We start from the raw sequence: 17,984 nt of genomic DNA on the forward strand, positions 1-17,984 counted from the left end.
AACGAGCGAATCAGAGAAGCGTTCATGAAACAGAAAAAAGCCCAATGGCCCTGGCACGTCCTGACCGTGCTGGTGCTGATCGGCCTGGCTGGCGCGTTGTATTACGCCACCTCGCTGATGTCGTACGAATGGCGCTGGAACCGCGTACCGCAGTACTTTGCCTACCACGCCGAAGAATCCCAGCGCGCCGCCGACATCTCCACCGTCAGCGAGTTAGTGCGCAAGGGCGATAAAGCTGAGGTCACGCTGCGCAATGACGCAGGCGACGAACAACACCTGATCGTCGACGAAAACAGCCTGCAAGTCGCCCAGGGCGATGATGTGGCCGAAGGCGATGTGATTGGCGTAACCCGCCACTGGGCCGCCGGACCGCTGTTGTGGGGTCTCTGGACCACATTGTGGCTGTCCGTGGTGTCCGGCGTGCTCGGCCTGTTGATTGGCTTGGCGACGGGCCTGTGTCGGCTGTCGAATAACCCGACCCTGCGCGACCTCTCGACCATCTACGTCGAACTGGTGCGCGGTACGCCGCTTCTGGTGCAAATCTTCATTTTCTACTTCTTCATCGGCACTGTAATGAACCTGTCCCGGGAATTCGCCGGGATCGCCGCGCTGTCGCTGTTCACCGGCGCCTACGTCGCAGAGATCATCCGCTCCGGCGTGCAGTCGATCGCCCGTGGGCAGAACGAAGCCGCGCGCTCGCTGGGCTTGAATGCTGGCCAGTCGATGCGCCACGTGGTGCTGCCGCAAGCGTTCAAGCGCGTATTGCCGCCGCTGGCCGGGCAATTCATCAGTCTGGTGAAAGACACGTCGCTGGTGTCGGTGATCGCGATTACCGAACTGCTCAAGAGCGGTCGCGAAGTCATCACCACCTCGTTCTCGCCATTCGAAATCCTGTTCTGCGTCGCCGGCCTGTACCTGTTGATTAACCTGCCGCTGTCGAAAATCGCCAGCCGGCTCGAGCGGAGGCTCGCGCAAAGTGATTGAAGTCCGCGATCTGGTAAAAGTCTACGACACCCGCGGCCAAGTGGTGCGCGCGGTGGACAACGTCAGCACGACCGTCGCCAAGGGTGAAGTACTGGTGGTGATCGGTCCGTCCGGTTCCGGCAAGTCGACCTTCTTGCGTTGCCTTAATGGCCTGGAAGAGTTCGATTCCGGTTCAGTGAGCATCGACGGCCTGCAACTGGCCGATCCGAAAACCGACGTGAACGCCTACCGCCGTGAAGTTGGCATGGTATTCCAGCATTTCAACCTGTTCCCGCACATGACCGTGCTGGAAAACCTGTGCCTGGCGCAGAAAGTCGTGCGCAAGCGCGGCAAGAAAGAGCGCGAGGCCAAGGCCATGGGGCTGCTCGAAAAGGTCGGTATTGCGCAGAAAGCCAACGAATTTCCGTCGCGGCTGTCCGGCGGTCAGCAACAGCGGGTAGCGATTGCCCGTGCGCTGGCGATGGAACCGAAGGTGATGCTGTTCGATGAGCCGACCTCGGCGCTCGACCCGGAAATGGTTGGCGAAGTGCTGGATGTGATGAAGACACTGGCCGTGGAAGGCATGACCATGGTCTGCGTCACCCATGAAATGGGCTTTGCCCGTGAAGTGGCGGACCGGGTGTTGTTCTTTGACCATGGCAAGCTGCTTGAAGACGCTTCGCCGGCAGAGTTCTTTGATGCGCCGAAGGATCCGCGGGCGCAGGCGTTTCTTCGTCAAGTTCTGTAACTTCACCGGCTGCTCAATCCCTTCGCGAGCAGGCTCGCCCCACAGTGGATCTGTGTACGACAGAACCCTGTGGGGCGAGCCTGCTCGCGAAGGCATCACCTCGGTCCCAGGCGAACCGAGGCTCTCGCATCACCTCAAACCCTGAACTTGCCCACCAGCATCTGCAAATGCGTCCCCAATCGCGCCAGCTCGATGCTGGACGCCGCCGTCTCTTCACTCGCAGCCGACGTCTGGTCCGACACATCACGCACGTTCAGCACGCTTCGGTTGATCTCTTCGGCCACGGCGCTCTGTTGTTCAGCCGCGGCGGCAATCTGTTGGTTCATCGCCTGGATCGCCGACACCGTGCGTGTGATGTTTTCAAGTGAGCCGCCGGCGCGACGGGTCAGTTCCACGCTGCTGTCGGTCAGGGCGCGACTGTTGTCCATGATGTTGGCCACGTGCTGGGTGCCGCTTTGCAGGCCGACGATCAGCTCTTCGATTTCTTCCGTGGACTTCTGGGTACGCTGGGCCAGGCTGCGCACTTCATCAGCGACCACGGCAAAACCGCGCCCCGCCTCACCGGCACGGGCGGCTTCAATAGCCGCGTTGAGCGCCAGCAGGTTGGTTTGTTGGGCCACCGACTTGATCACGTCGAGCACGCTGCCGATCTTGTCGCTTTCGCGCTTGAGCTCGCCCATGGCCTCGGTGGAGTGACCCACTTCCTTGGCCAGGCGCTCGATCTGCGCGATGGCTTCGCCGACTACCTTGTCACCTTCGCGGGCCTGCTGGTCGGCTGCTACAGCGGCCTCCGAGGCTTCTTCGGCGTTGCGTGCGACTTCCTGCACCGTTGCGGTCATCTCGTTCATGGCGGTCGCCACCTGATCGGTCTCGACCTTCTGGCTGTTGACCCCGGCACTGGTTTGCTCGGTGACGGCCGACAGTTCCTCGGCGGCGCTGGCGATCTGCGTGACGCCGTCGCTGATGCCGCCGATCAATTCGCGCAGGCCTTGGGTCATGCTCTGAATGGCGCGCTGCAGTTGGCCAAGTTCATCCTGGCGACGGGACACCAGGTTGTGGGTCAGGTCGCCGGCGGCGATGCGTTCGGCCGCCTTGAGGGTCTGGTTCAGCGGAATCACGATCTGCCGGGTGATGGCCCAGGCGGCAAACAGGCCTATGACCAAGGCCAGGAGGGTGGCCAGCAACAGCATGTTCTTGGCGTGCGCTACGTCGGTATCGCGCACCAGGGTTTGCGAGACGGTGAGCTTCTTGCTGACGTCGAGCAGAATCTCGCCTTGGGCAGCCATATGTTTGAATGCATCGGCGCTGGCGGTCTGGGAATCGTGGTATTGGATGACCGCGGCGCGGTAGGCCCTGAGCGAGTCTGTTGCTTGCTGCAAGTTAGCGATGTGTTGTTCTGGCAGCTTCGACGGCAGGCTTTGCAGATATTTCAGGGCGTTGTCGATGGCGTCCAGCGCTGGCTGTTCTGCCTCGGCCTTGCCGCTATAGGTGTAGCCACGGACCTGAAAACGCGCTTGCTGGATCAATTTGCTCAAGTCGATCACGCTATTGAACTGCGCCACGCTGTCGCCTTGCAGCAGGGATTGTTCGACTTCGGCGACTTTGGCCACGGCATTGTCGGCGGTGGCGCCCAATTTGCTGCGAGCATCTTCGCGACTGGCGCTGATCTGGGTCATGGACGCGAAGGCTTGCTTGTACTGGCTGACGGCGGCCAATTGCTGGTCGACCATGGTCACGTCGGCGGGTTGCTCGATCATCCGGCGAGCCGCTTGCAGGCTGGTGTCGAGCTTGCCCAGCAAATCATTGACGGCGGCGGGTCCTTGTTCGCCGCGGCGCATTTCGTAATCCAGGCGGGCGATGCGCAGGTCTTTGGTCATCCCGTTGATATCGGAAATGAACCCCAGCGTATCACCGCGACGGGTGACGTCGCTCAGGCCGGTCCAGCCCGTGAAGGTGATCAGCATCGTCAGCAGCAGCACAAGACCGAAGCCGACGCCCAGCTTGCGGTTTACGCTTACGTTCCCCAGTTTATCGGCTAGCGATTGGTACATGCTGCAACTCTCCCGAAGCAAACATTGGTTTCATGGGAGGTATATCGGCAGGCGGGGGAAATCCTGTAGGAGCGAGCATGCTCGCGAAGGTCGTTAACGATGACGCTGGCTGCCTGAAACCCTGCGGCGCTCTGTTGGCCATCGCGAGCATGCTCGCTCCTACAGGGGGGCGGTGTTTGGTTAGAAGAGCCGGGCGAGCAGCGCGGTAACGGCAGTTTCCACGCGCAGGATGCGCTCGCCCAGCTGCACCGGTTGCAGGCCGGACTTGCCCAGCAAGTCGATCTCGTAGGGGATCCAGCCACCTTCCGGGCCGATGGCCAGGGTCACGGGCTCGGTGAGGGCGCGGGGGCAGGGCGGGTATTGGCCTGGATGACCAACCAGGCCGAGAGTGCCCTCGGTAATGGCAGGCAGGCGATCTTCGACGAACGGCTTGAAGCGTTTCTCGATCACGACTTGCGGCAACACGCTGTCCCTGGCTTGTTCGAGGCCCAGGATCAATTGCTCGCGAATGGCCTCGGGCTCCAGGAACGGTGTCTGCCAGAAGCTCTTCTCGACGCGATAGCTGTTCACCAGCACGACCCGTGGCACACCCATGGCCGCGACGGTCTGGAACACCCTGCGCAGCATCTTGGGCCGCGGCAGGGCCAGGACCAGGGTCAACGGCAACTTGGCGGGTGGGGGCTGGTCGAGGGTGACGCGCAGTTCCGCCTCGTTGGCGTCCAGGCGCAGAACCTCCGCCGAGCCCATCAGCCCGTCGATGCGGCCGACACGCATGCTGTCACCCACTTCGCAGCGGTGGACTTCCTGCATGTGGGTCAACCGCCGATCGCGCAGAACCACCCGGTCGGCCGCAATAAAGTCGGCCTCTTCAAGGAGCAGCAGGTTCACGGTTGGGTCGCTGGCGGCTGGTCGTTGTTATCGTCGGCAGGCTGGTCGTCCGGATGCTCGCCACGCTTGCTGATCAGGCTGCCGAACAGGATGCCGATCTCGAACAACAGCCACATCGGTACGGCCAGCAGGGTCTGCGAGAAAATGTCCGGCGGGGTCAGGATCATGCCGACCACGAAGCAGCCGATGATCACGTACGGACGGATTTTCTTCAGGTACTTCACGTCGACCACGCCGATCCACACCAGCAGCACCACGGCCACCGGGATTTCGAACGCCACGCCGAAGGCGAAGAAGAGCGTCATGACGAAATCGAGGTAGCTGGTGATGTCGGTCATCATTTCCACGCCGGCCGGGGTGGCGGCGGCGAAGAATTTGAAGATCAGCGGGAACACCAGGAAATAGGCGAACGCCATGCCGGCGTAGAACAGCACGATGCTCGAACACAGCAAGGGCACGGCGATGCGTTTCTCATGCTTGTACAGGCCCGGTGCGATGAAGCCCCAGATCTGGTGCAGGATCACCGGAATCGCCAGGAACAACGACACCATCATGGTCAGCTTCAGTGGCGTCAGGAACGGCGACGACACATCCGTGGCAATCATCGTCGCACCGGCTGGCAGGTAGGCCCGCAGCGGTGTCGAGACGAAGGTGTAGATTTGCTGGGTAAAGGCGAACAGCCCGGCAAAGATGATGAAGATCGCCGCTACGCAGCGCAGCAGGCGGGTACGCAACTCAGTGAGGTGCGAAACCAGCGGCATGTGCTGGTCGTTTTCAGGAAGATCGCTCATGGGGCTCGCGGCGGCAATGTTGGGTCTTGAGGGGCCGGCGCAACGGGCGCCGCCGCAGGTGCAACGTGTTCGACCGGGGTCGTTGCGACAGGTACAACTTCGACTGGCGCAGATTCAACGACAGGCGCATGAATCGTCGGCGACGCTGCAGGCTCGACAGGTGTCGGTTGCTGCTGGGTCGGCGAGAAGATCTTGCGGGCCTCCTGCTCAAGCGACAGGATGTGCTCGTTGTGCAGTTGCCGACGAATCTCGTCGGCACCGATTTCACGTTCAACTTCCTGTTTGATTGCGTTGAAGCTGCGCTTGAGGCGGCCAACCCACAGGCCGGCGGTACGCGCAGCGCCCGGCAGGCGCTCGGGGCCCAGCACCAGCAGGGCGACGAGGCCAACGAGCAGCAGTTCAGAGAAGCTGATACCAAACATTAGTCAGTGCTCACGAGTCTTTGCGGATCGGCTCTTCGACTTTTTGCGCCTGCACGTCGATGGTGTGCGGCTGGTTAACAGTGGCCTGTGGCTGAACCGGCGGAACCGGTTGGGCCGGCGTCGCGGTCGGGTCGGCCGGTTTTTCGTCGTCGTTCATGGCCTTGCGAAAGCCCTTGATGGACTCGCCGACGTCGGTGCCGAGGTTTTTCAGTTTCTTGGTGCCGAATACCAGTACCACGACAACCAGGATGACGACCCAGTGTTTCCAGTCAAAAATGCCCATGCTGCTGCTCCTCTCTAATAGTTATTCAGGCGGACGGGCGCGAGGCTTTCTCGGCGTGTCCGGACAGACCGAAGCGACGGTCCAGTTCATCGAGTACAGCCTGGGGATGCTGCCCCAATTGGGCGAGCATGACCATGCTGTGGAACCATAAATCGGCGGTTTCGTAGATCACATCGCTGCAGTCGCCGCTGATGGCGGCGTCCTTGGCGGCAATGATGGTCTCTACTGACTCTTCGCCAACTTTTTCCAGAATCTTGTTCAAGCCCTTGTGGTACAGGCTGGCGACGTACGAGCTGTCGGCGGCGGCGCCTTTGCGCTCTTCCAGCACCTGGGCCAGACGGGTCAACGTGTCACTCATGTTTGTGTCCTGCGCAATAGATGGCGTGCGGATCTTTCAGGACCGGGTCGACAGTCGTCCAGTCGCCGTTCTCGAAAACGCGGTAGAAGCAGCTCTGGCGGCCGGTATGACAGGCAATGTCGCCAATCTGCTCGACCATCAGGATGATCACGTCGGCGTCGCAGTCCAGGCGCATCTCATGCAGGGTCTGCACATGACCGGACTCTTCGCCCTTGCGCCACAGCTTGCCGCGCGAGCGCGACCAGTAGATGGCGCGGTTCTCGGCAGCCGTCAGTTCCAGTGCTTCGCGGTTCATCCAAGCCATCATCAGGACGCGCCCGGTCTTGTGGTCCTGGGCAATCGCCGGCACCAGGCCGTCGGCGTCCCATTTGATCTCGTCCAGCCAGTTTTTCATCTTCGACTCCGACAGCAAGCCCGACACATCATTAGTCGGGCTCAACGTTGAAACAGTGTGCCAGTGCGCAGCACAACTGGCTATCGGCGAACGACCAGATACAAGCCGACCGCCATCATGATGCCCGCTGGCCAATAGGCCAGATCGTTCAATGGCCCGCCCGCGGCGAGGATCGCGCCACCGGCCAGATGGGCCGTACCGAGCAGGCGCAGGAACCAGTCGTCGCGGCGTCGATGCCAGGGTGGCGGCGGATCGTTGGCATGGGGCTGGGACAGGCGTTCGAGCAGGTCACGGGTCATATTGGCCAAGTGCGGGATCTGTTCGATCTGGGATTGCACGTTGCCAAACAAGGCTTTGGGACTGACGCGGTCACGCATCCAGCGCTCGAGGAAGGGTTGCGCGGTGTTCCACAGGTCGAGGTCCGGGTACAGCTGGCGGCCCAGGCCTTCGATGTTCAACAGGGTTTTTTGCAACAGGACAAGTTGCGGCTGCACTTCCATGTTGAAGCGACGAGCTGTCTGGAACAGGCGCATCAGCACTTGGCCGAAGGAAATATCTTTTAACGGTTTTTCGAAGATCGGTTCGCAGACCGTCCGGATCGCCGCTTCGAATTCGTTGAGTTTGGTTTCTGCCGGCACCCAGCCCGAATCGATGTGCAGCTGTGCCACTCGCCGGTAATCGCGCTTGAAGAACGCGAACAGGTTGCGCGCCAGGTAATCCTGGTCCTGGGGGGTAAGGCTGCCGACGATACCGCAGTCGATCGCGATGTATTGCGGGCTCCACGGCTGCACCGTGCTGACGAAGATGTTGCCGGGGTGCATGTCGGCATGGAAGAAGCTGTCGCGAAACACTTGGGTGAAGAAGATCTCCACGCCGCGTTCGGCGAGCATTTTCATGTCGGTGCGTTGGTCCGCCAGGGTCGCGAGGTCGGTCACCTGGATGCCGTAGATACGCTCCATCACCAGCACTTTCGGCCGGCACCAGTCCCAATAGACTTGTGGTACGTACAGCAGTGGCGAACCCTCGAAGTTGCGCTTGAGCTGGCTGGCGTTGGCCGCTTCGCGCAGCAGGTCGAGTTCGTCGTAGATGGTTTTTTCGTAGTCCTGGACCACGTCCACCGGGTGCAGCAGGCGCGCATCGGCCGAGAGTTTTTCGGCGGCGCGGGCGAGGATGAACAGCCACGCCAGGTCTTGCGCGATCACTGGTTTGAGGCCAGGCCGGATCACCTTGACCACGACTTCCTCGCCGGTTTTCAGCTGTGCAGCGTGCACTTGGGCCACCGATGCCGAGGCCAGTGGTTCGACGTCGAAGCGGCTGAACACTTCGCTGATTTTCTTGCCCAGCTGCTCTTCGATCAGATTGACCGACACTTGCGAGTCGAACGGCGGCACGCGGTCCTGCAGCATCATCAGCTCATCGGCGATGTCTTCGGGCAGCAGGTCGCGGCGGGTGGACAGGATCTGCCCGAACTTGATGAAAATCGGCCCCAGGTCCTGCAGCGCCAAGCGCAATCGTGCGCCACGACTCAGGTCCAGCGTCTTGCGCGGGAACCAGCGCCACGGCAAGGCGTAACGCAGCACCAGGAGAAACCAGGGCAGCGGCAGGGCGAACAGCAGGTCATCGAGGCGGTAGCGGATCACGACGCGCTGGATGCGCAACAAACGGCGGACGGCAAGCAGCTTCATGCGTTATCGCTTGGGTCGAGGGATCGGGAAAGGCGCTCGAAACGCGCCTCGAGACGTTCCAGATCGAGTTTGATCTGGTCCAGTTCACTGAATCGGGCTTCGGCTTCGCGCTGACCGACGAGGGTACGTGATTCTTCAGCCAGGTATTCGCCCAGGTTCTGGCCGAGGCTGGCGAATCCTTGCTGATACCAGCGGGCACGGCTGCGCAGATGACCGCCGACCAATTGCGTGGCGACAGGGCCAAGCCAGCGCGAGAGTTCGTACTCCCAATCCAGCTCGAGGTCCTGGAGGATCGCCGCCAGTTCCAGCAATACACCGCTGTCGCCGTCGAGCTCGACTTCGGGTGCATGCAGTACCGAAGTCTTGTCTTTGCTCATCGCCAGTTTCAGCAGGCTCGAGGCCGGTGCGCGCAGGGTGCAGTCGGCGCCGGTTTCCCATTGGGACGCGAGCATCAGGCCTTCATCGCTGGGCAGGATGAACACTTGCAGCGCCGGGCTGCGGCAGTCGACGGCAATCACCTTGCCGGCCAAATGCGCCAGCCGCGGCAGTGCCGTGCTGTCGAGACGCAGCACTCGGTTCAGGCCGAGCTCAACGCTGGCGAGCAGGCCGGCGAGCAGCATCAGGGCTTGATGCCACGGTGCAGGGCGACGATGCCTGCGGTCATGTTGTGATAGGTCACGCGGTCGAAGCCGGCCTCGACCATCATCGATTTCAGGGTTTCCTGGTTCGGGTGCATGCGGATCGATTCGGCCAGGTAGCGATAGCTTTCCGAGTCGTTGGTGATCAGCTTGCCCATCAGTGGCATGAAGGCGAACGAGTAGGCGTCGTAGGCCTTGGACATCAGCGCGTTGGTCGGCTTGGAGAACTCCAGCACCAGCAGGCGACCGCCAGGCTTGAGCACGCGCAGCATCGAACGCAGGGCGTCTTCCTTGTGCGTGACGTTGCGCAGGCCGAAGGCGATGGTCACGCAGTCGAAATGGTTGTCCGGGAACGGCAGTTTTTCCGCATCGGCCTGGACGAATTCGACATTGCCGGCCACACCCAGGTCCAGCAGGCGGTCACGACCGACCTTGAGCATGGATTCGTTGATGTCGGCCAGCACCACCTGGCCAGTCGGGCCAACGAGGTGCGAGAACTTGCGGGTCAGGTCACCCGTGCCGCCGGCGATGTCCAGCACCCGGTTACCTGTGCGCACGCCCGACAGTTCGATTGCGAAACGCTTCCACAGACGGTGCATGCCGCCCGACAGGAGGTCGTTCATCAGGTCGTACTTGGCGGCTACGGAGTGAAAAACCTCAGCGACTTTTTCCGCTTTCTGGCTTTCCGGAACGTTTTTGAAGCCGAAGTGAGTGGTGGGTTCGGCATCGTTGCCTTTGCGCTGATCAGTCATATCGCTGTCACCAAAAGAGAATGCGCGACATTCTAATCCCCAAGGCATGCTTTGTCTTGGCAAGGCTGAAGGTAAGATGGGCAACCATCGGGACGTTTTGACGCAGCAGAGGTCAAGATGCCTCAGGATCGCCCCCATAAAGCAGGAGTCATTTGATGGCCCATATTAGTGTTGAACGTGCCCATGGCCTGGGTAAGGAAGCGGCCCGCGAGAAGGCCGACAAGCTGGCGCAGAAACTTTCCGATCAGTATGGCCTGGAACCGCAGTGGTCTGGCGACACCTTGAACCTCAAGCGCTCCGGTGTGAAAGGTGCGGTGCATGTCACTGAAGACTCGATCAAGGTCGATGTGGAGTTGGGCCTGATGATGTCGGCCATGAGCGGCATGATCAAAGCGGAAATCGAAAAGGCGCTCGATAAAGCGTTGGTCTGATTTCTGGTTGGAATGAGATCCCCTGTGGGAGCGAGCCTGCTCGCGAAAGCCATGTGTCATTCGATATGTATATTGACTGGCCTGACGCCTTCGCGAGCAGGCTCGCTCCCACAGTTTGATTTGCGGTGCGTCCAAGCATGTATGTCAGTTGTTAGGGTGCCGTTTCTAATTTTTCTCCCTACTTTGTGCCGGAGCCCGACACTTTCGCGGGCAATTCCTCAAACCTTCTGCGCGTGAGGTGGACCATGGCCAAAGTTATTTTGAAGAAAAAAATCGACGCATCGACGACCGCTCTGCATGACGTCAAATCGTATGCCCGCAGGATCTGGCTGGCAGGCCTGGGTGCCTACACCAAGGTCGGCCAAGAGGGTAGCGAGTACTTTCAAGAGCTGATCAAGGCTGGGCAAGCAGTTGAAACCAAAGGCAAAAAAGCAGTTGCCCAGAAGCTTGAAGCAGCCAATGCCGAGATCGACGAAGCCAAGAGTGAAGTGAGCACTTTCAAAGGCAAGGTCGAAGTTCAGCTCGACAAAGTCGAGAGAGCGTTCGACACGCGTGTCGCAAGTACCTTGAATCGCATCGGCATTCCGTCTAAACATGACGTTGAGACACTCTCTGCCAAGCTCGATGAGCTGACGGCACTGCTCGAACGCGTCGCGCGTAAATCTTAAGGAGAACGGGATGGCTGGTAAAAAGAACACCGAAAAAGAAAGCAGCTCGTGGATCGGAAAAGTCGAAGACTACTCCCGCAAAATCTGGCTGGCTGGTTTAGGCGTGTACTCGAAGATCGACACTGACGGCAGCAAACTCTTCGACTCGCTGGTAAAGGACGGCGAGAAAGCCGAGAAGCTGACCAAGAGCGCTGTTGGCAAGACTGTCGACGCCGCCAAGGACTCCGCATCGTCGGCCAAGTCGCGCATCAGCGGCGTAAAAGATCGTGCACTGGGCAAGTGGGATGAGCTGGAAGGGGCTTTCGACAAGCGCCTGAACAGCGCCATTTCGCGCCTGGGCGTGCCGAGCCGCAATGAAGTCAAGGCTCTGCACAGCAAGGTCGATACCCTGACCAAGCAAATCGAAAAACTTACCGGTGCCAAGGTTGCGCCTGTTGCGGCGAAAACCGCGGCAGCCAAACCAGCCGCTAAACCGGCTGCCAAAACCGCAGCCAAGCCATTGGCCAAAGCGGCGGCCAAACCGGCTGCAAAAACTGCTGCCGCCAAGCCAGCCGCCGCCAAGCCAGCTGCAAAATCAGCGGCCAAACCGGCAGCTGCTAAAACCGCCGCCAAGCCTGCAGCGAAAACCGCTGCCGCTAAACCGGCAGCCAAGCCAGCGGCAAAACCTGCTGCAGCGAAGAAACCAGCAGTGAAAAAACCGGCGGCTCCGAAAGCTGCCGCAGCCAAACCAGCAGAGGCTACCGCCAAACCGGCAACTCCGGTGACTTCGGCAGCTGTGGCAAGCACTTCGAACTCCGCTTCCGCGCCGACCCCTGCTGTAACCCAGACTGCCGCGTCAGCTCCATCGACGCCAACCAGTCAGTCCTGATAGTTCAGGGCTCAAAAAAACGCCCGGCCTGCCAAGGTCGGGCGTTTTTGTTTGAGGCTTGAATAGATCGCAGCCTGCGGCAGCTCCTACAGGTCAATGCGATCCAATGTAGGAGCTGCCGCAGGCTGCGATCTTTTGATCTTAATGCTCCTCCAGGTACTGCATCGCCATCTGCTCAGTCGCCGCCTTGATCGAGGGCAACAGATGCGGCGCCACCAGCATCATGATCTGGTAGACCACCAACCGAACTTCGCCTTCACGGCCCAGAATCCGCTGATAGTCCAGTGAGAACAGCAGCGTCAGGGTGATCTGCTCCACCAATTGCCCCAGCGCCTGGGTGTCGCTGACCAATTGCCCCAAGGCCTTCAGTCGAGCCAGCAGCGACGCCAGTGTGCGCTTGAGCGCATTGAGCAAGTTGCGAATACCCTTGGCCAGTTTCGGCAGGCGCCCGGCCAGATTCGACAGGTCCTGGAACAGGAAGCGATAGTGTGACAGGCGCTCGACGATCAGGTGCAGGAACAGCCAGTAATCCTCAGGAGCCAGTTCGACGTCGGCCGGAGGATCGAGCAACGGGGACAGTTCGGCCTGGAAACGTTCGAACAGGCCGAGAATCAGCGGCTCCTTGCCGTGGAAGTGGTAATACAGATTGCCCGGGCTGATGCCCATTTCGTTGGCGACTTCCATGGTGGAAACATTCGGTTCGCCCTTCTCATTGAACAACTGCAGGGCACATTCGAGTATCCGTTCGCGGGTTTTCATCCAGTCTTCTTATGATCGGGTCATGCCACGGCCGTTAAAGGCCGCGGTCGTTGAACATCAGCGCACGCGCACGTAAGTCCCGGGCGCCGCCTCCATCGGTGGATAATTCTGATTGCCGAGGGCCATGTGGGTTTCTTTTTGCGCGCCCGAGCGCTCCTGAATCCAGCCCAGCCATTGCGTCCACCAGCTACCGTCGACGGGCTTGGCGTCGTAGTACCAGGCCCTGGGGTCGCTGCTTAGTTTTGCACCTTCGAGGTAGTTGGCTTTCGGATTGTTCGGCGGGTTGAGAATGCTCTGCACATGACCGCTGTTGGCCAGGACAAAGCGACGCTCGCCACCGAGCAACAGGGTTGAGCGATACACCGCGTCCCACGGCGTGATGTGATCGTTGATGCCGGCCACGCTGAAACTGTCGACGGTGACCTTTTGCAAGTCGATCGGGGTGCCGCACACTTCCAGGCCACCCGGATGGCTCAGCGGGTTGTGCTTGAAGAAGTCCAGCAAGTCACCATGCAGGGCGGCCGGCAGGCGTGTGTTGTCATTGTTCCAGTAGAGAATGTCGAACGCCGGCGGCTCCTTGCCCATCAGGTAATTGTTGACGAAGTAGCTCCAGATCAAATCGTTGGGGCGCATCCAGGCGAAAACCTTGGCCATGTCGCGGCCTTCCAGCACACCTTTCTGGTAGGAGCGGCGCTTGGCCGCCTCCAGGGTCTGTTCGTCGGCGAAGAGTGTGGCCGGGCTGTCCAGTTGGCTGTCGAGCAGGCTCACCAGGTACGTCGCGCTGGAGACGCGGCGCAACTGTCGCTTGGCTTGCAAGTGGCCCTGCAGGGCAGCAATGGTCAGCCCGCCAGCGCAGGCGCCCATCAGGTTGACCTCGCGCGCGCCGGTGATTGCCCGGCAGACATTCATGGCTTCTTCCACCGCTTCGACGTAGGTCGACAGGCCCCATTCGCGGTGACGTACATCCGGATTGCGCCAGCTGATGACGAAGGTTTGCAGGCCGTTCTTGAGCGCGAACTGGACGAAGCTGTTATGGGGGCTGAGGTCAAAAATGTAGTACTTGTTGATCTGTGGCGGCACCACCAGCAGCGGTTTGGAATACTGCTTTTCGCTCATCGGCTTGTATTGGATCAGCTCCAGCAGCTCGTTGCGAAACACCACGGCGCCGGTGGTGGTGGCGACGGTCTTGCCAACCTCGAATGCATGCTTGGTGACTTGCCGGGGCAAGCCATCGTTGTGCAAGAGGTCATCGACCAGATGGCCGATCCCGCGCACCAGGCTGTTGCCGCCGGAGTTGAAGATTTCCTTGATCGCCAGCGGATTGAGCAGGCTGTTGGACGGCGACACGGCATCGTTGAGCAGGGCGAACGCGAAGTGCGCACGGGCGCGGTCATCCGGGCTCATGTTGCTTTCGTCGATCCAGCTCTTGACCTGCTTCTGCCAGCTCAGGTACGCCTGCAGGCTGCGACGATAAAAGGGATTGAGACTCCACGCCGGATCGTCGAAGCGACGGTCTTGCGGGTTGGTGGGATGCAGGGTGTCGCCCAGCAACACGCGTCCCAGTTGACCACCCAGTTTCAAGGCGTGTCGCGCGGTGTGCACGGGGTGGCGCAGGCCATGGGCGGCGACACTGCGCAAAGTCGAAACCAGATCCCGGCCACGCAGGCCGGTAATCGCACTTTGTGCGTTGATGAACTTGGCGGGGGTGGGTAGTGACTCCCTCGCAGGTTTATCGCGCATGTCTCAACACTCCTTCGTCTTCAGGCCAAATACAAAACACCGAACCAGAACACCATAGACGCTGTAGCAGGTTGTTGCGCGGTGCGATGTCCTGCCACCTCCTCTTTGCTATACAAGAAATGAGCCGCTCAGCCACCCAGTGGCGCCGGATGCGGGTGCATCACCGCCCGCTGGCGCTCCTCCTCGAGGAACTTCATGATGATTGGCGCCACCGCTTCTGCCCGGGTAATCAGGAACAGATGGCCGTCGTCGATGATGTGCAGTTGGGCATTGGGGATCCGCCAGGCCAGCAAGCGCATGTTGACCAACGGAATCAAGGGGTCGTCGTCGCCGGCCAGGACCAGGGTCGGCTGATTGATCTTGTGCAGCCAGTGGATGCTGGTCCAGCCGAAGCCGGCGAACAGTTGCCAGTAGTAACCGAGCTTGCCCGCCGAACGGACCTTTGCCGCATGGCTTGCAGCCAGCGTCGGGTCGCGACGGAACGAGCCGCCGTAGATCATCGGCGCAATGCGGATCACGTGGGATGGCTGGATGTACCGTCGTGGGCTGGCCATCATCCACAAGACTTTCGGCTTGCCCGGCACCATCACCGTACCCGCGGCTGTCGCTGCCAGGACCAGCTTCTTGCACCGCTCTGGATAGTCATAGGCGAACTGTTGCGCAAGGGCGCCACCCCAAGACACGCCGATCACGTTGACTTGCCCGTAATCGAGGTAGTCGAGCATGCGTGCCGTGAGCTTTGCCAGGCCTGGGAAACGATACGGACGATTGGGCGTCGATGAACCGCCAACACCGGGTACGTCGAAGGCGATGACTTCGAGGTCCGGGTCCAGCGCTGCGACGAACGGAAACACCAGCTCCAGGTTGGCGCCGATGCCGTTGAAAATCAGCAAGGGCGTCAAGTGAGGCTTGCCGGGGCGCACCGCCGTGCGGAGGGTCTGGCCATCCAGGTCGACGGTGCGGAATATGAACGGTTGCGGCATGCTTCTAGCCCTGTTTATGAATTCATCCCCGAACCCCTGTAGGAGCGAGCCTGCTCGCGAAGGACGTTAACGATAACGCGTGCTGTCTGAGTTAACGCGTTGTCCTCACTTTTTCGCGAGCAGGCTCGCTCCTACAGGTGAAGGCGGGGTGTGTCAGTTACCGTTCGTGCACGTAGGTGCCTGGCGCCGCTTCACCTGCCGGATACGCCTTGCTGCCCAGTTTTGTCGGGGACTTTTTCAGCTCGCCCGAGCGTTGGGCCTGCCAGGCCTGCCAGTGCAGCCACCAGGAATCTGTATGCTTGGTGGCATTCGCTTGCCATTCATCGGCATTTTCCGCCACTTCGGTGCTGGTCATGTAGCGCGATTTCGGATTGCCCGGCGGGTTCAGGATGCTCTGGATATGCCCGCTGCTCGACAGCACGAATTCAACGTTGCCGCCAAACAGTTGCGCCGACTTGTAGCAGGACTTCCACGGGGTGATGTGGTCGTTGGTGCCGGCCAGGGAAAAGATGTCGGCCGTCACCTGCTTGAGGTCGATGGGGGTGCCGCACACTTCCAGTGCATTCGGGCGAATCAGTGGGTTATTTTTGAACAGTTCGATCAGGTCGCCGTGGAACGCCGCGGGCAACCGTGTGGTGTCGTTGTTCCAGAACAGGATGTCGAACACCGGCGGTTCGTTGCCTAGCAGGTAATTGTTGACCCAGTAGTTCCAGATCAGATCGTTGGGGCGCATCCAGGCGAAGACCTTCGCCATGTCGCGGCCTTCCAGTACGCCGGCCTGGTACGAGTGGCGCTTGGCGGCTTCAAGGGTCTGTTCATTGACGAACAGGGCGACGTCGCTGTCGAGGGTGGTATCAAGCACGCTCACCAGCAAGGTCAGGGCGTTGACCTTGTTTTCGCCAATCGCCGCGTAATGGCCCAGCAGCGCGGTGCAAGTGATGCCGCCGGAGCAGGCCCCGAGCATGTTCACGTCTTTGCTGCCGGTGATCGCGGTAACGACGTCAACCGCTTCCTTGAGGGCTTCGATGTAGGTCGACAGGCCCCACTCTCGCTGTTCCTTGGTGGGATTTCGCCAGCTGACGATGAACGTTTGCACGTTGTTGCGCAGGCAGAACCGCGCCAGGCTCTTGTCCGGGCTCAGGTCGAAAACGTAGAACTTGTTGATCTGCGGCGGCACCACCAGCAGCGGGCGTTCGTATACCTGCTCGGTGGTCGGCTTGTACTGGATCAGTTCCAGCACATCGTTGCGAAACACCACCGCGCCTTCGGTCACGCCCAGGCTCTTGCCGACCTCGAATGCACCCATGTTGACCTGGCTCGGCATGCCGCCGTTGTGTACCAGATCCTTGGCCAGGTGCGAGAGGCCGTCGAGCAGGCTTTTGCCACCGGTTTCGAAAAAGCGTTTGACTGCCGCCGGGTTGGCCGCGGTGTTGGTCGGCGCCATGGCTTCGGTCATGAGGTTGATCACGAAGTGCCCACGCGCCACATCCTTGGGGGCGAGGTTACTTTCATCGATCCAGTCGTGGAGTTCCTTGCGCCACGCCAGGTAGGTTTGCAAATAACGTTTATAGAGCGGGTTCTGGCTCCAGGCCGGATCGGCGAAGCGACGGTCGTCGCTGGTCGGTTGCAGCCCGGATTTACCCAGCAGTACGTTCTTGAGTTCAAGACCAAAGTGCGCGACATGTTTGACGCTGTGCACCGGTTGCTTGATGGCCTGCCTAAGCACCATTCGAGCAGAAGCCAGTAGATCCTTTCCACGCAGCCCAACGACAGGATTAAGCCCCAAGGTGTTTTCAGAGGCTTGATACTTCAACTCATCGTTACTCTTGTTACTCATCTACGACGCTCCATTGCCCTGAGACGAGTACCTTGGTCCAGCTGTGTAGTCACACAGCAATTGCCAGGTACTACTGCTCGGGTGACCTTTGATTCTGCATCACTGCTTTTTTAATTCAGAGAGCACTGCAGGGACCTTGCCAGTCCATTGGTTACCCGAGTTTAATTTTTTTCGCAAGCGGGCCAGGCGTCGACCCTGAAGCCGAGCATTCAAACAGATGGAATTAGAAAATGCCCTCTAAAGAGCAAGAGGCGCAGGCTAGAGCATCAGCTTGACGACAGATTCGTTCGGGTCGCGGGTTTTTCCTGCGGCTTTTAGCTCGGCAAGATAATCGTCCCAAAGCGCGTCATGACGTCGCCCCAGTTCGTAGAGGTATTCCCAGGTGAACAGGCCGCTGTCGTGGCCATCGTCAAAGGTCAGTTTCAGTGCGTACTGACCGGCGGGTTCTATCTTGCTCAGTCCTACGTTGATCTTGCCAAATTGCAGGATGGGTTTGCCGTGGCCCTGGACCTCGGCGGAAGGAGAGTGCACGCGCAGGAACTCGGCGGGCAGGGTGTATTCCTCGCCGGACGCGTATTTGAGCGTCAGGGTTTTCGAGGCTTTGTGCAGCTTGATGTCGGTGGGGAGTTGGGTCATGACCGGATGTCCGTTTGTATGTGTGGCCTGACCCTTGTAGGAGCCGGCTTGCTGGCGATGGCGATCTCAGGTACGCCATCGCCAGCAAG

At 60.2% G+C, this 17,984-nt stretch carries 20 protein-coding genes and 1 pseudogene; 5 read left to right on the forward strand and 16 right to left on the reverse strand.

Annotated features, from left to right (window positions below; translation table 11 throughout):
- Positions 1–24 precede the first annotated feature (24 nt).
- Together HGP31_RS02135 and HGP31_RS02140 are read left to right on the forward strand one after the other, a co-directional pair.
- A complete protein-coding gene (locus tag HGP31_RS02135) occupies positions 25–984 on the forward strand; it encodes an amino acid ABC transporter permease (protein WP_042955487.1) in 960 nt (319 codons plus the stop codon).
- Positions 977–1,711: an amino acid ABC transporter ATP-binding protein gene (locus tag HGP31_RS02140; protein WP_168757097.1), complete on the forward strand. Its 735-nt coding sequence runs from the start codon at positions 977–979 to the stop codon at positions 1,709–1,711. The genes HGP31_RS02135 and HGP31_RS02140 overlap by 8 nt, the downstream gene beginning before the upstream one ends.
- 134 nt (positions 1,712–1,845) lie before the next feature.
- Here the strand turns inward: HGP31_RS02140 and HGP31_RS30860 are convergent, their stop codons facing one another.
- The 11 genes and pseudogenes from HGP31_RS30860 to ubiE form a co-directional block, all read right to left on the reverse strand.
- Entirely contained in the window at positions 1,846–2,709 is an 864-nt protein-coding gene (locus HGP31_RS30860; RefSeq protein ID WP_371106624.1) for a methyl-accepting chemotaxis protein, read from the reverse strand.
- A pseudogene (locus HGP31_RS30865) lies at positions 2,701–3,762 on the reverse strand (methyl-accepting chemotaxis protein); the annotation flags it as partial. The gene HGP31_RS30860 and the pseudogene HGP31_RS30865, both read right to left, overlap by 9 nt.
- Positions 3,763–3,942: 180 nt before the next feature.
- Entirely contained in the window at positions 3,943–4,650 is a 708-nt protein-coding gene (locus tag HGP31_RS02150; protein WP_033045335.1) for a 16S rRNA (uracil(1498)-N(3))-methyltransferase, read from the reverse strand.
- Positions 4,647–5,441 carry a twin-arginine translocase subunit TatC gene (gene tatC, locus HGP31_RS02155; protein WP_008058092.1) on the reverse strand — a complete coding sequence of 265 codons (795 nt, stop codon included), beginning with the start codon at positions 5,439–5,441 and terminating at the stop codon, positions 4,647–4,649. The genes HGP31_RS02150 and tatC overlap by 4 nt, the downstream gene beginning before the upstream one ends.
- Positions 5,438–5,863, reverse strand: coding sequence for a Sec-independent protein translocase protein TatB (gene tatB / locus HGP31_RS02160; RefSeq protein WP_033045334.1), 426 nt, complete (start codon positions 5,861–5,863; stop codon positions 5,438–5,440). The genes tatC and tatB overlap by 4 nt, the downstream gene beginning before the upstream one ends.
- A 10-nt stretch (positions 5,864–5,873) precedes the next feature.
- A complete protein-coding gene (locus HGP31_RS02165; RefSeq protein WP_020801012.1) occupies positions 5,874–6,146 on the reverse strand; it encodes a twin-arginine translocase TatA/TatE family subunit in 273 nt (90 codons plus the stop codon).
- A 25-nt stretch (positions 6,147–6,171) separates the two neighbouring features.
- Positions 6,172–6,504 (reverse strand): phosphoribosyl-ATP diphosphatase, encoded by a 333-nt coding sequence (locus tag HGP31_RS02170; protein ID WP_007899279.1) that lies wholly within the window; start codon positions 6,502–6,504, stop codon positions 6,172–6,174.
- Positions 6,497–6,898 carry a phosphoribosyl-AMP cyclohydrolase gene (hisI, locus tag HGP31_RS02175; RefSeq protein WP_033045332.1) on the reverse strand — a complete coding sequence of 134 codons (402 nt, stop codon included), beginning with the start codon at positions 6,896–6,898 and terminating at the stop codon, positions 6,497–6,499. The genes HGP31_RS02170 and hisI overlap by 8 nt, the downstream gene beginning before the upstream one ends.
- An 80-nt stretch (positions 6,899–6,978) precedes the next feature.
- Entirely contained in the window at positions 6,979–8,583 is a 1,605-nt protein-coding gene (gene ubiB, locus HGP31_RS02180; protein ID WP_020801015.1) for a ubiquinone biosynthesis regulatory protein kinase UbiB, read from the reverse strand.
- Positions 8,580–9,203 carry a ubiquinone biosynthesis accessory factor UbiJ gene (locus HGP31_RS02185; RefSeq protein WP_020801016.1) on the reverse strand — a complete coding sequence of 208 codons (624 nt, stop codon included), beginning with the start codon at positions 9,201–9,203 and terminating at the stop codon, positions 8,580–8,582. The genes ubiB and HGP31_RS02185 overlap by 4 nt, the downstream gene beginning before the upstream one ends.
- A complete protein-coding gene (ubiE, locus tag HGP31_RS02190) occupies positions 9,203–9,973 on the reverse strand; it encodes a bifunctional demethylmenaquinone methyltransferase/2-methoxy-6-polyprenyl-1,4-benzoquinol methylase UbiE (protein WP_033045331.1) in 771 nt (256 codons plus the stop codon). The genes HGP31_RS02185 and ubiE overlap by 1 nt, the downstream gene beginning before the upstream one ends.
- 155 nt (positions 9,974–10,128) lie before the next feature.
- On the opposite strand from ubiE, the gene HGP31_RS02195 reads away from it, so the two are divergent.
- From HGP31_RS02195 to HGP31_RS02205, 3 genes are all read left to right on the forward strand, one after another.
- Entirely contained in the window at positions 10,129–10,404 is a 276-nt protein-coding gene (locus tag HGP31_RS02195; RefSeq protein WP_033045330.1) for a polyhydroxyalkanoic acid system family protein, read from the forward strand.
- Between the two features lie 245 nt (positions 10,405–10,649).
- Positions 10,650–11,072 (forward strand): phasin family protein, encoded by a 423-nt coding sequence (locus HGP31_RS02200; protein WP_020801019.1) that lies wholly within the window; start codon positions 10,650–10,652, stop codon positions 11,070–11,072.
- A 10-nt stretch (positions 11,073–11,082) separates the two neighbouring features.
- A complete protein-coding gene (locus HGP31_RS02205; protein ID WP_020801020.1) occupies positions 11,083–11,940 on the forward strand; it encodes a phasin family protein in 858 nt (285 codons plus the stop codon).
- A gap of 141 nt (positions 11,941–12,081) precedes the next feature.
- Here the strand turns inward: HGP31_RS02205 and HGP31_RS02210 are convergent, their stop codons facing one another.
- The 5 genes from HGP31_RS02210 to HGP31_RS02230 form a co-directional block, all read right to left on the reverse strand.
- Positions 12,082–12,699, reverse strand: coding sequence for a TetR/AcrR family transcriptional regulator (locus tag HGP31_RS02210; RefSeq protein ID WP_020801021.1), 618 nt, complete (start codon positions 12,697–12,699; stop codon positions 12,082–12,084).
- Between the two features lie 57 nt (positions 12,700–12,756).
- Positions 12,757–14,439, reverse strand: a complete 1,683-nt coding sequence (gene phaC, locus HGP31_RS02215; protein WP_033045329.1) for a class II poly(R)-hydroxyalkanoic acid synthase — start codon at positions 14,437–14,439, stop codon at positions 12,757–12,759.
- A gap of 128 nt (positions 14,440–14,567) precedes the next feature.
- A complete protein-coding gene (gene phaZ, locus HGP31_RS02220; RefSeq protein ID WP_168757099.1) occupies positions 14,568–15,422 on the reverse strand; it encodes a poly(3-hydroxyalkanoate) depolymerase in 855 nt (284 codons plus the stop codon).
- Between the two features lie 157 nt (positions 15,423–15,579).
- On the reverse strand, positions 15,580–17,259 hold the full coding sequence (phaC, locus tag HGP31_RS02225) for a class II poly(R)-hydroxyalkanoic acid synthase (RefSeq protein WP_020801024.1): 1,680 nt from the start codon (positions 17,257–17,259) through the stop codon (positions 15,580–15,582).
- 258 nt (positions 17,260–17,517) lie between these two features.
- A complete protein-coding gene (locus HGP31_RS02230; RefSeq protein WP_008058116.1) occupies positions 17,518–17,895 on the reverse strand; it encodes a gamma-butyrobetaine hydroxylase family protein in 378 nt (125 codons plus the stop codon).
- Positions 17,896–17,984: the final 89 nt, after the last annotated feature.

The organism is Pseudomonas umsongensis, from assembly GCF_012647205.1.
In the GTDB taxonomy this organism is placed as follows: domain Bacteria; phylum Pseudomonadota; class Gammaproteobacteria; order Pseudomonadales; family Pseudomonadaceae; genus Aquipseudomonas; species Aquipseudomonas umsongensis.